Origin of the sequence: Rothia sp. HMSC072E10, from assembly GCF_001813965.1 — a bacterium.
GTDB lineage: Bacteria > Actinomycetota > Actinomycetes > Actinomycetales > Micrococcaceae > Rothia > Rothia mucilaginosa_A.
The window spans coordinates 168,670-181,863 of record NZ_KV814491.1 but is presented as its reverse complement, the minus strand read 5'-3'; the positions used below and the strand labels follow the sequence as shown (position 1 = coordinate 181,863).

At 65.8% G+C, this 13,194-nt stretch carries 7 protein-coding genes; 2 read left to right on the top strand and 5 right to left on the bottom strand.

Going from position 1 to position 13,194, the window contains the following annotated elements:
- Positions 1-7: 7 nt before the first annotated feature.
- Complete coding sequence (locus HMPREF2944_RS06165; RefSeq protein ID WP_049333602.1) at positions 8-601, bottom strand: DUF5998 family protein; 594 nt, start codon at positions 599-601, stop codon at positions 8-10.
- Positions 602-934: 333 nt separating this feature from the next.
- Here HMPREF2944_RS06165 and HMPREF2944_RS06160 point away from each other — a divergent pair, with 333 nt between their 5' ends.
- A complete protein-coding gene (locus HMPREF2944_RS06160; RefSeq protein ID WP_070681549.1) occupies positions 935-3,460 on the top strand; it encodes a DNA gyrase/topoisomerase IV subunit A in 2,526 nt (841 codons plus the stop codon).
- 149 nt (positions 3,461-3,609) lie between these two features.
- Positions 3,610-4,395 carry a sulfite exporter TauE/SafE family protein gene (locus HMPREF2944_RS06155; RefSeq protein WP_070681546.1) on the top strand — a complete coding sequence of 262 codons (786 nt, stop codon included), beginning with the start codon at positions 3,610-3,612 and terminating at the stop codon, positions 4,393-4,395.
- 132 nt (positions 4,396-4,527) lie between these two features.
- Here the strand turns inward: HMPREF2944_RS06155 and HMPREF2944_RS06150 are convergent, their stop codons facing one another.
- From HMPREF2944_RS06150 to HMPREF2944_RS06135, 4 genes are all read right to left on the bottom strand, one after another.
- On the bottom strand, positions 4,528-8,499 hold the full coding sequence (locus HMPREF2944_RS06150) for a thiol reductant ABC exporter subunit CydD/CydC (protein WP_246826274.1): 3,972 nt from the start codon (positions 8,497-8,499) through the stop codon (positions 4,528-4,530).
- 243 nt (positions 8,500-8,742) lie between these two features.
- Positions 8,743-10,992 carry an ABC transporter ATP-binding protein/permease gene (locus HMPREF2944_RS06145; protein ID WP_070681540.1) on the bottom strand — a complete coding sequence of 750 codons (2,250 nt, stop codon included), beginning with the start codon at positions 10,990-10,992 and terminating at the stop codon, positions 8,743-8,745.
- Positions 10,989-12,116: an efflux RND transporter periplasmic adaptor subunit gene (locus tag HMPREF2944_RS06140; RefSeq protein ID WP_070681537.1), complete on the bottom strand. Its 1,128-nt coding sequence runs from the start codon at positions 12,114-12,116 to the stop codon at positions 10,989-10,991. The genes HMPREF2944_RS06145 and HMPREF2944_RS06140 overlap by 4 nt, the downstream gene beginning before the upstream one ends.
- 97 nt (positions 12,117-12,213) lie before the next feature.
- Positions 12,214-13,173, bottom strand: coding sequence for a multidrug transporter (locus HMPREF2944_RS06135; protein ID WP_083313085.1), 960 nt, complete (start codon positions 13,171-13,173; stop codon positions 12,214-12,216).
- Positions 13,174-13,194 lie beyond the last annotated feature (21 nt).

Sequence of the window (13,194 nt, the reverse complement as noted above, 5' to 3'; positions counted from 1 at the left end):
TGACTGCTTAGCGGCGGGCGGCGCGCATGCGGGCGCGGTGCAGGGCGCGCGCAAAGTGCTGGGCGCGGTACACCGACTCGGGGCCGTCAGCGGTTGCGGAAACGCGCACCGCGATATCCTCGCGGCGGGCGTCACCGGTGTAGCCGTGGTCGGCGTTGCACTGCGGATCCTGGCAGCCGGCCGGGGCGAGCTCCAGGTGCAGGGAGCCGGTCCAGGCAATCTGGAAGGAAATTTCGGTCGGGGCGGTGTTGCCGGCGTTGTAGGCCTGCGGCTGGCTGAAGCCGTAGCTCATGGTGACCGCGTTCAGGTCGCTCAGGTGCACGGCCTCCACGCTCACGTGCGCCACGGTGCCCTGCGCATCGCCCTCGAGGTGCTGGTCGTCCAGGTGTGCAAACACGATGAAGTCGCCGCACAGGACCATCACGGTGATGTGGCGGTGGAAATCATCGCGCGAGAAATGGGTTTCGTGCTGCACAAAGTGGGCGTCGGGGTTCATATCGGCCAGGGCCTCGTCCACCACTTCCAGCACCAGGTCGGGGTAGAAGCCGGCGTGCTTGATGTCTGCGACCAGCTGCTCGCGTTCGGGGGTGGGGGTGTTCATCGGACCTCTTTCGTGCGGTGTCTGCCGGCGCGCACGGCGGCTCTGCGGGGCGCGCGCGTTTCGGCGGTTAGGCATTACTACCTTCTACCTTAGAGGGTTCCAGCCGGGCTGTGCTACTTAACCACGCGTACAGGTGCGCATATGACGAGACGCCGGGCGAGGCCCGTTCCCCCGCCGGGGCGACGCACCATCTCCCGGCCGCCCAGACGCACGCCCGGGTATCCCCGCGCGTCTCCGTGTATCTTCGCGCGTGACGCTGACCGGTCGGCCCGGTTCACCCGCGTGCACCCGCTAGAATAGAAGTACGAAAAACACACCGACACGAGGAGATATATGGCTCGCCGATCCAAATCCACCGCCAGTGACTACCCGGTGGATGTGGTAGAGAATATCGTCGACATCGACGTATCCGCCGAGATGGAATCCAGCTTCCTGGAGTACTCCTACTCGGTGATTTATTCGCGCGCCCTCCCCGACGCCCGCGACGGCCTCAAGCCCGTGCAGCGCCGCATCCTCTACATGATGCAGCAGATGGGCCTGCGCCCCGATAAGGGCCACGTCAAGAGCGCCCGCGTGACCGGTGAGGTCATGGGTAAGCTCCACCCGCACGGCGACGCCGCCATCTACGACGCGATGGTGCGCCTCGCTCAGCCCTTCGCGCTGCGTCTGCCCCTCGTGGACGGTCACGGTAACTTCGGCTCCCTCGACGACGGTCCCGCGGCCGCCCGATACACCGAGGCGCGCATGGCGCCCGCCGCGCAGGCGCTGACCGCCGACCTCGACGAAGATGTCGTCGACTTCGTGCCCAACTACGACAACCAGTTCATGCAGCCCGCCGTGCTACCCGCCGCGTTCCCGAACCTGCTCGTCAACGGCACCACAGGCATCGCGGTCGGCATGGCCACCAACATGGCGCCGCACAACCTGCGCGAGGTCATCGCCGGTACCCGCCACCTCATCGCGCACCCCGAGGCAAGCCTCAAAGACATCATGAAGTTCATCCCCGGCCCCGATCTGCCTACCGGCGGCACCATCGTGGGCCTGAGCGGAATCCGTGACGCCTACGAAACCGGCCGAGGCACCTTCAAGACCCGCGCGAAGGTCTCCATCGAGCAGGTCAGCCCCCGCAAGCAGGGCATCGTCGTCACCGAGCTGCCGTACATGGTCGGCCCCGAAAAGGTCATCGAAAAGATCAAGGACGGCGTCAACTCCAAGAAGCTCACCGGCATCTCGGACGTGGTCGACCTGACCGACCGCACCCACGGCCTGCGCCTCATCATCGAGATCAAGAACGGCTTCAACCCCGAGGCCGTGCTCGCCGCCCTCTACAAGCACACCCCGCTCGAGGACTCCTTCGGCATCAACAACGTGGCGCTCGTGGACGGTCAGCCGCAGACCCTCGGCCTGCTCGACCTGATGCGCGTGTACATTGACCACCGCCTGAACGTGGTCCGCCGCCGCACCGAGTTCCGCCTGGGCAAGCGCACCGACCGCCTGCACCTGGTCGAGGGCCTGCTCGTGGCGATCCTCGACATTGACGAGGTCATCCAGATCATCCGTGAGTCTGACGAGACCGCTCAGGCACGCGAAAAGCTGAAGGTCGTCTTCGATCTGACCGACACGCAGGCGAACCACATTCTGGAGCTGCGCCTGCGTCAGCTCACCAAGTACTCCCGCCTGGAGTTGGAAGCAGAACGCGATACCCTGCAGCAGGAAATCGCGGAGCTGCAGCGCATCCTCGGCTCTGATGCGGCCCTGCGCGAGCTGGTTTCTGACGAGCTCGCCGAAGTTGCCGAACGCTACGGCACCGACCGCCGCACCCAGCTCAAGACCAAGGACGACATGCAGGTCGCCATCGAGGCGGTCACCGCGCAGTCCAAGGCGAAGAAGAACCTGGGCCTCGCCCTCGAAATCGCGGACGATCCCTGCTGGGTACTGCTCTCCGCCACCGGCGTGATGGGACGCACCCCCGGCAAGCCCATCCGCGAGGCCCTCGTGGACCCCGGCAAGCGCTTCAAGCACGACGTGTTCACCTCGATTGTGCCGACCACCGCGCGCGGCGAGATTGGTGCCGTCACCTCCGCAGGACGCATGGTGCGTCTGTCCGTCATGGACATTACGGTGCTGGACGAGAACGGCGGCACCCCCTCCATGGCGTCGGCGGCGAAGGCAACCGAGCTGGTTCAGCACGCCAAGGGTGAGAAGCTGGTCGCCCTCGTACCGCTGAACACCGTGCTGGCGATGGCAACCGCCGGCGGCGTGATTAAGCGCGTGAACCCCGACTACCCGCTGAATCAGACCGAGTGGGACATCATGAAGCTCAAGGACGGCGACGAAATCGTGGCCGCCGCCCCCTGCCCCGCCGACGATGCGGTACTCACCTTCGTCACCCGCGACGCAAAACTGCTGACCTTCGACGCCGCCAAGGTTCGTCCGCAGGGACGCACCGGAGGCGGCATCGCAGGCATCAAGCTCACCGAGGGCGACCGCGTCATCGCCCTGGGTGTGACCGCGCCCGGCGACGCGGCGGAGGTCGTGACCGTCACCAACGGCAAGGACGGCCTGGCGAGCGCCAAGGTCACCGCTCTGAGCGAGTACCCGCAGAAGGGCCGCGCGACCGGCGGTGTGCGTGCGCACCGATTCCTCACCGGTGAGAGCCAGCTGGCTCTGGCGTGGGTGGGCGTGGGCCCGGCGAAGGCGGCATCCTCCGGCGGCGTGGCTCGTTCCCTGCCGACCGAGCACGGTGCCCGCGACGGCTCCGGCGTGATGCTCACCCAGAGCATCGGTGTGGTTGGTCCGAACTACGCGGCGGTTTCCGCGGCGTTGGCGGTCAGCCCGGAGGGTGAAAAGCTCTTCTAGGCGCGCCGTTCACGGCCTTTCGACCTCATGTTGCTAACAAAGCCGGGGGTGAAGACACGTTGTGTGTGTCTTCACCCCCGGCTTTTATGTGGTGTACCTTAAGTAACACAGCACACATTTATTGACGCATTATTCCTAGAGGATTTGTCGTGCTTGATTTAGTGTCCGTCACACCAGAGTTATTTATCGTGCTCCTGCTCGCCGCCTTCTGCGCGGGATGCATCGACTCTGTCGTGGGCGGAGGCGGCATGATCCAGCTCCCCGCACTGCTCATGGCACCCGGATTCTCACCCGTCGCCGCCCTGAGCACCAATAAAGTTGCCAGTTCCATGGGCACTTTGACGAGTGCCTCAACCTATATTCGCTCACTCAAAATCCCGTGGAAAATCCTACTCCCCGTAGCGTTCGTGGCGTTCTGCGCCTCCGCCGCCGGCGCCTACTGCGCCACAATCCTGCCGGCACATATTTTCCGCCCCGCCATTGTGGTGGTTCTAGCCGCTATCCTCGTCTTCTCGGTGCTACAACCGCGCATACCTCGCGGGCAGTCTCGCGCGCTCACAACCTCATCGTTCCTAGTGCGCGGCTTTGCGCTGGGTCTGATTCTGGGCGGCTACGACGGCATCCTCGGGGCTGGCACCGGCGCGATGATGCTCGTCGCCCTGCAGGTAGCCATGGGCTACGATATGCTCCACGCGACCGCCGCCGCCAAGGTTCTCAACACCGCCACCAACCTCGGCGCGCTCCTCTACTTCATTCCGCTGGGCTCAATTCACTGGCTCCTCGGAATCGCCATGGGATGCGCCAACATGGCGGGAAGCTGGGTTGGTGCCCGCACCGCAATTCACCTGGGCGAACGATTCATTCGCCGCGTGCTCGTTATCGTTATGACCCTCATGCTACTGCGGTTGAGCGCGCAGATACTCGGCTGGGTCTAGCTCCCTCCTCTCCCCCCCCCTCACCCGAACCTATCCGCGCGGAGATATAAACACTCAGAAAGGCCCCGGCACTGATGTACCGGGGCCTTTCTTCATGTGCAATTCGCACGTGGTGCATGCCCTCAGCCGCGTTTAGAGGCGAACCACCTCGTCGCAGTGGGCGACGTCCTCGGGACGGTGCGACACCAGGACCGTGGCCACCGAGCTGGCGCGGGTTGCCGCATCCAGGTCGGCCATGAGCGCGCGGGCAGACTCGGCGTCCAGGTGCGCGGTCGGCTCATCCAGCAGTAGAACCGGCGAGTTCACCAGCAGGGCGCGAGCCACCGCCAGGCGCTGACGCTGACCGCCCGACAGGAAGGAACCGCCGGCACCCACGGGGGTGCGCAGGCCCTTCGGCAGGGCGTCAAACCACTCGCCCAGACCCACGCGGCGCAGAACCTCGATGAGATCCTCCTCGCTCGGTCGATCCGAACGGTCGCGGGCCAGCAGCAGGTTACCCTCGAGGGTCGACTCGAAGATATGCGCCGCCTGCGGGCACCACGCCGCGTAACCGCGCAGCTCTTCGGGATCCAGCACCTCGCCGGCGGCCAGCACGCGGCCGGACTCCAGGGGCAGGAAGCCCAGCAGGGTAGCCAGCACGGTGGACTTGCCGGATCCGGAGGGGCCGGTCACCGCAGTCCAGGAGCCCTCGCGAGCCATCAGGTTCAGGTGTGCGAAGACCGGGTGGTCCATGCCGGGCCAGCGGGCGGAACCGTCCTGCATAGCCAGGGCGGGGGCCGCGCCGGCGACCTTCACGCCGAGCTGCTGCGGGGTGCCGCATCCGACCAGCTTGGGCTCGCCGGGCTTGGGCGGGCGCGGAGATTCAGCCTGGGAATCAGCCTTGGACTCAGCCGCAGAGTCGGGGCGCGCGAAGCGGCGGGCACGCTGGCGGTCCGCCTCCAGTAGCTCCTCCATCTCGGCCTCGGCACGGGCACGCAGACGCTCGGCACGACGCGGCAGAACGTGGGTGTCCACCTCGGCTTCGGTGGGCACGGAACGCTTCAGGGTCGAGGTGGCGACAACACCCTCCAGGGATACGTCGCGAACACTCGGGGCAATCGAGGCGAGCAGGCGGGCGAACTCGGGCCAGGAGCGAACCGCCTCGATATGGCCCAGGGAGCTCTCCAGCATGCCGGTGCACAGTAGCACCACGATCGCTGACTCGGGGGCGCCCACGGTGCCGTTTACGGCCAGCGGGTAGGCAATCACGGCGCTCGCCAGCGCGGCACCAAACCAGCTCAGCGCCACGAGGGTTCGGCCCAGGCCCTGGGCGGTCGAGCCCTTCTGCAGGGCGGAAAGGTTCTGCGCGTCCAGCTCGTTGTTGGCGCGTTCGGCGGTGTTCGCCACGCCGTTGGCGCGCAGGTCCTCGGCGGCGGAGAGCATACCGGTGCCCAGGCGCAGCATGCGTGCGGTGGACTGGCGGGCCAGAGCCTCCGCGCGGGCATCGGCACGAAGCACGGCCCAGGGGGCCACAAAGGTGCTCACCAGCACCGCCGCCAGCACGGGAATCAGGGCCTGGGGCAGGATGCACGCGGTCGTCACCAGCGCGGCAATCATGACCAGCAGGTGCGCGGCCGGCGGAATAATCACGCGCGGAATACCGTCGCGAAGCTCGTCAATACCGCCCACGAGGCGCTCCAGCAGGGCGTCGCCGCGCAGCAGGGCGCGCACGCTGCTCACGCTCTGCCAGGCGCCAACCCAGGCGCGCAGACGCAGAATATTCGCGGCGGCAAGCACCTTCGAGTGGGTCATCAGACGCTCGGCGTAGCGGGCGCACGCGCGGCCCAGGCCGAAGAATCGCACGCCCACGATGGCGACCATCAGGTACATCATGGCGGGACCCTCGCCCGCGCGCACGATGAGCCAGCCGGACAGCGCGGTCAGCGCCGCGGCCATCAGGGAGGTGGTCGCCGCCATCAGCACGGGGCCGGAGAAGGCGCGCGCACCGATTCCGGTCAGCTCCTTGAGGGTGCGCAGGGTGGCGAACAGGCCTGCGGGCTTTTCCTCTTGGGGGTTCTCGTCCGCGGCGGGGGCGACCTCCACGAGGGCGCGGCTTTCGGCCTCGTGCTCGCTCTTGAGCTCCAGCAGGTGTGCGGGGGCTTGCGCGGGAACCGCAACGCGGGCGGTGTTCGCCTCGGCGGTCCAGGTGTAGCCCTGGGCGGTCTGCACGGCTCGCACGAGGTGGTCGCAGTGCGCGGCCAGTTCACCCTCGTGGGTCACGATCAGCACGGTGGCGCCAAGCTCCGCCAGGCGGTGCAGGGCACGGGTGACCAGGTAGGCCGAGTAGGCATCCAAGTGAGCGGTGGGCTCGTCCACCAGGACGGTCAGCATGGTCTGCTCGCCGCCGGCGCGGTAGATAGCCTCGGCGCGCGCCAGAGTACGTGCCACGGCAAGGCGGCGCGCCTGACCGGCGCTCAGGGCGCCCGGTTCCAGCACGTTTACGCTCTCAAGGCCCAGCTGCGCCAGCGGGCGCATCATCAGGTCGTTATCGGCGGGGCTCACGGCGAACTCGCCGCGCTCCAGCACGCCGGTCACCAGGGCCGCGGCGCGCTCGCGTTCGGAGTCGTCGGCGCTCAGGGCGTACAGTGCCATTTCGGCGCGCACGGTGGGTGCGGTGAAGACCGGCGACTGCGGAATCATCAGGGTCGTGCCCAGGCCGGTGACGCTACCGGTGACGCGCATCGGCTCCTGCGAGCCGGTGGGCACCAGCCCCTCACGCACGGCACCGGAGAACACGTTCAGCAGGGTGGACTTGCCGCAACCGGAGGGACCCATGATGCCGATGACGGTGCCGCGTTCCGAACCGGGCTCCGCCGCCTGAGCCACGCGGCGAGGCAGGCTCAGCGACAGGTCGGTCAGCACCTCGGGGCGATCGGGGTAGTTCACGTCCAGGTTGCGCACCTCGATGGCTGCGGGATTAGCCGAGTTGTCCTCGACGGTCTCCTCGGGCAGGGGCGCATCGATAATCTTCTGGGCGCTACGCAGGGCGGCCACGCCGTCCTCAGACTGGTGGAAGGCGGCGCCCACATCGCGCAGCGGCTGGTAGCACTCGGGAGCGAGCAGCAGCACGAGAATGGCGGTGTCCAGGCCCAGGGTGCCGTTGACCAGGCGCACACCAATCAGCACGGCAATCAGCGCCACGGAGATGGTGGTAATCAGCTCGAGAGCCAGCGAAGACATGAAGGCGCTGCGCAGGGTCTGCATGGTGCGCTCGCGGTAGCGCTGGCCCAGGGAGTTCATGGCGCGGGTCTGCGCGCGTTCACGGCCCAGACCGATGATGACGGGCAGGCCGCGTACGAGCTCCAGGATGTGGTCCGAGAGGCGGTGCAGCTCGGCCTGCGCCTCCGCGGTTTCGGTGCGGGTGTTCTTGCCGATCAGCACCATGAACACGGGAATGAGCGGCAGGGTGCAGAGCAACACGAGGGCGCTCATCATGTCCAGGGAGGCGACCACAATCCACAGCAGGACCGGCACCACCGCGGTGGAAACAAACGCGGTCAGGGTCTTGGTGTAGTAGTCGTCCAGGGCGTTCAGGCCGCGCGAAAGCAACACCGCGGTCGCGCCGGTACCCTCGGGGGTGTCCGCGCCACCGGTGGCGAGCACGCGGCGCAACAGACTACGGCGAATCTGAGACTTCGCTCCGGAGGCGGCACGCTGCGCGCTCACCGCCAGCAGGTAGTCCGCGCCCGAACGCACCGCGAGGGCCAGGACCGCCACGATGAGCAAGCCGGGGGTGATGGCGTCGCCGTCACCGAAGATGCCGCCGAGTCCGAGCAACCAGCCGCCGTGCGCCTCCAGGTGTGCCTGGGCGGAGCCGGCGAACTCAACGTAGGCGCGGTACACGTCCGGCGCGCTCGTCTCCTTGAGGCGCGCGTGTTCGGCGGCGACCGCGGCAAACCCCGCGTGGGCTGCGCGGGCAATGATGACCGCGAGCGCCGCGCTGAAAAGCACGGTGGCCAGGGTGTGCACGGCGGTGATGATGCCGAAGGTGCTCAGATTCTTGCGGGCGTTGGGTCCCAGCGGCGGACGGCGGTCAGCGCGGTTATTGCGCTTTCCTTCGGTCACCTCTGGTGCCTCAGTGTTCTGATGTTTGTCAGCATGACGCGGTGTGTGCGTTCGACTCACGTGTTGTCCTTAGTCTTCTGCTGTTTTTACCTCCCATCAGTTTAAGGGGTGGGCTATCCAATACCTATTTGGCAGGTCATACTCCGGGGACTTGAGGGCCCTGCCCGCTCTCCCCCGCTCGAGCGCGCGGCGCGGACCGGCGGTTCCTGGCGAACCGCGCCTCGCACCCATTAACGCGGACTCCTATCCGCGCATCGCATCGGCGGGGCTCTTGCGGGATGCCACCCACGCCGGGTATGCCGAAGACACCAGACCGGTAAGGGCGCCAACGCCCACGCCGAGCACCACGAATCCCGGGGAGAGGACCGCCTGCCAGCCTTGCACGAGCGAAAGAATAATCGTCGCAATCATGCCGGAGCAGGCGCCGATGGAGCCGCCGAGCACGCCGAGCATGACGCCCTCCATGAGGAAGATGCGGGCAATCAGCCATTTACTCGATCCGATGGCGCGGCGCAACGCGATTTCGGCAGTGCGCGATTGCACGGACAGGTACATGGCGGTTGCCGCCGAGAGGGAGGCGAGCACCAGCAGAATCCCGGAGAGCACGCCCACGTACAGGCCCAGGTCCGAGGCGATAGACGCGCGCAGGCTCTGCAGGTCGGAGGGGGTTTCCACGTTAATCTGGCTGGGTTCAGCGGGCTTGAGGGTCAGCGGAATTGCCTTGGCGACCGCTTTGCCGTAGCCCCGTTCGGTTTCGGCAATGTAGGTCACCTGGCCGCGTCCGGTGCGCTGAAGTGTGCCCGGCGAGACAATGACCGTGTTCCTGAATTCGTAGCCGCTATTGCCGGGGTCGAAGAGACCGACGACCGGCATCAGCTGACCGTCCACCCAGATGCTCACGCCGGGTGCCACCTGCGGCAGTCCGCCGAGCTTAATGCCGTAGTCGACGGCGGGTAGCTCGCCGGGTCTAGGCTCGGTTGTGGCGTTATCTGCAGCCTTATCTTCGGGGAGAATGCCGAGGGCGCGGGCAGCGGAGACCGAGACGATAGCGCCGGAGAGCTGCTCGGAGCGTTCACGGTCAGCAACGTTCTGCTGGGTGAGGGTCGAGTTCATCTGTTCGAGCGCACGCAGGGTTTCGGGGTTCATGCGGGCACCGATTTGCTCGAGCCTGGTCTTCGAGGTGGAGCTGAGGCCAATCGCCGTTTTGGGTTCGTCCTCGTAGGGGCTGAACCGGGTGATTCGCACGTCGGCGGGTGCCACGCTGCTGACGAATCCGGTGTTCTTCACGTAGTCCAGCGCGCTAATGCGGTCGGCAACATTCTGCGCGGATTCGCCCTGCCGGTAGGTTCCGAGCATGTTCTGGTCATTGTCCCTGTCGCTGATGTAGAGCGTGGACTGTTCGGATCCGAGCAGGCGCTGGTTCACCTGGTAGCTGGCGGATTCGCTCATGCCGGAGGCGCTGATGAGTCCGCCCACGCCCAGTGCAAAGGACAGGCCCAGCAGCAGGGTGCGTAGCGGTCGGGAGGTGAGCGCAGAGATCGCCTCGATGCTGTCGTCGGTGAGGAAGCTTCCACGGCGATGCGTAGCGGGCTTCTCCCCCAGTGCGAGGCCGGCGGAGGCGTCTACCGGGGCACCTATCGTGGTTTCCGCCGGGGTGTCCGTTGCAACCGGTGCAACCTCAGTACTCGGCACCTCAGCGACCGGCACCGTAGCAGAATCGGTGCGGCTCTGCTCGTGCAGTCGCCCATCCTCAATGCGGATCACGCGGCGGGCGGCGGCGGCAACCTCCGGGTCGTGGGTAATCACCAGCACGGTACAGCCGGTCGCGTTAATGCGCTGAAGAATCTCAATGACCTTGGCGCTATTGTGGCTGTCCAGGTTGCCGGTCGGCTCGTCGGCAAGAATCAGCGGCGGGCGCGTGGCGAGGGCACGGGCAATGGCGCAACGCTGCTTCTCGCCACCGGAAAGGTAGCGGGTACGGATGCTGGCGCGGTCGCTCAACCCCAGAAATTCTAGGGTTTCTTCGGTGCGTTGCAGGCGCTCGCCGTAGGGTACGCCCTGCACGCGCAGGCCCATGGAGGCGTTAGTGGTGCTGGTTTCGTCCAGCAGCATGTTTGAGGATTGGAAGATGAAGCCGAGGTGGTCTCGGCGCATTTCGTCGCGTTCTCTGTCGCTGAGTCCTTCCGTGTTTTTGCCGAAGAGGCTGTAGGTTCCGCTGGTGGGAGTGTCGAGCAGGCCAATGGCGTTGAGCAGGGTGGATTTACCGGAGCCCGACGGACCAATAATGGCGAGGAATTCGCCGCGTTCGACCACCAGGTCGAGACGATCGAGGACTGCTCGTTCGCTCCCCTCGAAAACACGGGTAATGCCGTGCATTTCGATGGCGGGCGCGGTACCGAGCCCGGCGGCAGGTGTAGCTGCGGACGCTACGTTGGGCGCAACTGTAGGCGCACGTCCTGGGCTTGTGTCTGGGGTTATCTTACGGCGGCTCATGAGACAAGCACCTTCTGTCCCGTGCTGAGGTTCGCGTTGATTGCGGCGTATCCGCCGGCGGTGCGCAGAACCTCAACGTTGACTCGTTCGGTGGCGGGCGCATCCTTGCTGGTCGAGGTGGAGCTTCCGCCCTTTTCAACGAGCACATAGGTGCCCTGGGAGTCCTGGCGTACCGCGGTAGTCGGCACGGCGAGGGTGGTTGAGGTGTTGCCCTTACTGGTGATGGATGCGCTCTGCCCCGGAGTGAGCTTGCTCGGGTCGTCGGCGCTGAATCGCACGCTCTTTGCCGCACCCTTGGAGGGGTCGTTCTGCAGCTCACCAATGCTGGTGATGGTGCCCTCCACGCTGCCGGTGGAGGTACGCAGGCTAATGCGATCACCGACCTTGAGCTTGTTCGCGACGGCGAGTTCAACGCTGGATTCCACGTAGGGTTCGCTGGTTTCTACACTCGCGATGGGGTTGCCGTCGCTGATGAGCTGGCCGACCGCCGCAACCGCGGTGACGGTGTGGCTTCCGCCGGGCAGAATCGCGTAGTTACTGCGGGCGATGGTGGTAACCCCCTCGCTGGGCACGCCGGTCAGGTGCGCGCGGTGCAGGCGCGTGACGGCGTCGAGGGTGTCTTCGGTGACGGTGCCGCTCTGAGCGGTGGCGTACCCGGCGGAGTTCAATGCTTTCTGGAAGGCGAGCACGTCGTCGCCGTTATCGCCCAGGTTGAGGTCGCGGTACAGCGGCAGCGGCCCCTCCAGCACGAAGACGGGGTCGGCGCCAATGATGCCGATGAAGTCACCGGCTTTGAGCACGTTACCGGGCTTCTGGTTCTGGTAGACGAGCACCGGCTCACCGTTGGTGCGCGCGCTAATCGGGGCGGTCTCCCCGGCCTTGGTGGTTCCGGCAATGGCGAGGCCCTCGCTGACGGTTCGTTCTTCAACCTTCGCCCAGACCGGAATCACGGTTTTCGCCTGCACGGCCGGGTCGGGGCCCGTGGCGGCGTAGCGGGTGCCCAGGTAGAAGGACAGCATGAGCGAGCCAATGGCGAGGATTGCGAGCAGCAGGAGCACGCGGGGTCGGGCGATGCGTTCGCTGAAGCGGTGCCCGCTGTTTTGGTTTTTCGTGTGAGTGGTCATGGCGGTGTCTTTCTAAACTGTGTCAGCGCTGTCTATTTCTCTGCGCTGCCTATTTCTTAGCGCCGTCTTTCGGTGCGCTGTCTTTTAGTGCCCCGGTTTACTGGTGATCCAGAACGTACTGCTTGAACTTCTCGTCACGCTCACGTTCTGCCTTGCGGTCCTGCTCAAGCTGCGACTGGTATTTGCGGATGAGCGGCATCTGATACTGTGCCTCCAGGTCGTAGAGCTGCTGACTCATGCCGACCTGCTGGTTACATTCAGCCTGGATGGTGGCGATGCGAATCTCTTCTTCGGAGGCGGGCTCGTCGATACCGTCGTTCTTGCTCCACTGCTCAGCCAGCGGGGATTCCTCGGCTACCGCCCCTGCCTTAATGGGGGTGAGCCCCCGGTTTGAGACGCACTGCTTCCACTTCTCTTCGAGTTCGCGGTGCAGTTTGCTACCGTAAACGGCGTTGATTGCCTCAGTAGAGATACGACTGTATGTGGACTGCACGTCGTTCTCGGGCCTCTTGCCTTCAGGCACCGCGGCGTCCAGGGTCTCGCGGGCCTTGTCCTCACATTCGATGATGAGCCTCTCCTCGGGGCTGAGGCTTGCCCCTGGGGTGACGGAGATGGGAGCTTTGGCGTTGGGGTCTCGCTTCTGGAATCCGTACTTCTTGGCGTATTCGACGTTCCAGGGGCCGTACGTTCGGCCCGGATTGCCACTCGGCGCGCTTTCAGATTGGGGAGCTTGGTCGGGGTCGGTGTAGCTCTGCCCGTGTTCGGCGTAGCACTGCTTCATGGCAATCTTAAAGGCCGTGTATTCGTAATGAGTGCCCCCCTCGTAGTGGGAGTAATCGTCCAGGGGCATCTTCACGATGTCCTGCTCCGCGTCGAAAATGGCGTGGACGCTTTCGTCGCGTTCCAACGGCGGGTTGAAGAGCGAGCATGCGCTCAGCGGGAGCACGCCAATAGCCAGCAGGGCGCCCGTGGTGAGCAGGCGGCGGCGCGTGCCGGTACGAGGGCTAGTTCCGGTGCGAGGGGCGGATGCGGCGGTGCGGCGGGTGAGGGACTTCATCGTTGAACACCTTTCATAAGA